This window comes from Clostridium algoriphilum, assembly GCF_020443705.1.
Lineage (GTDB): Bacteria > Bacillota > Clostridia > Clostridiales > Clostridiaceae > Clostridium_AD > Clostridium_AD algoriphilum.
On the sequence record NZ_JAIZZK010000128.1, the window covers coordinates 1 to 573 of the forward strand.

The 573-nt window shown below is 33.3% G+C and carries 1 tRNA gene and 1 rRNA gene; both read left to right on the forward strand.

Annotation, left to right across the window (positions count from 1 at the left end):
- Window positions 1-104 precede the first annotated feature (104 nt).
- Window positions 105-221 (forward strand): 5S ribosomal RNA (rrf, locus tag LGK95_RS22250).
- Window positions 222-229: 8 nt separating this feature from the next.
- A tRNA-Ile gene (locus tag LGK95_RS22255) sits at window positions 230-306 on the forward strand.
- The last annotated feature ends 267 nt before the right edge of the window (window positions 307-573 follow it).

The window sequence follows — 573 nt, forward strand, 5'->3', positions numbered from 1 at the left end:
GTTCAGCTGACTAATACTAATAAGTCGAGGGCTTGACCAAATTATAAAAATAATGCGATAAACAAACTCACTGTGCAATTTTGAGAGAATATTTATATTCTCTATCTGGTGGTTATGGCATGAAGGTAACACCCGTTCCCATACCGAACACGAAGGTTAAGCTTCAATGCGCCGATGGTACTGCAGGGGTAACCTTGTGGAAGAGTAGGTCGCCGCCAGATATAAATATGGATCTTTAGCTCAGTTGGTTAGAGCTACCGGCTCATAACCGGTCGGTCTGGGGTTCGAGTCCCTGAAGGTCCACCAAAAAAAGCAGTTCAAATAGAACTGTTTTTTTTATTTTATATAAAGTTTAATATAATTTATGATAAATATAATTATTAAGAAAATATTCTTTAAAAATTGTTGACAAAACATCAAATACCTAGTATTATAGTAGAAGTCGTCAGTTGATGACAAAGTAAATTGGTCTTTGAAAATTAAACAGAGAAATAGGTAAAGAAACGAAATAATATTTTGTTTTAACCAGTTAATTACTTTAGTATAAAGTAAATTTTAGTCGTAAGACTAAAA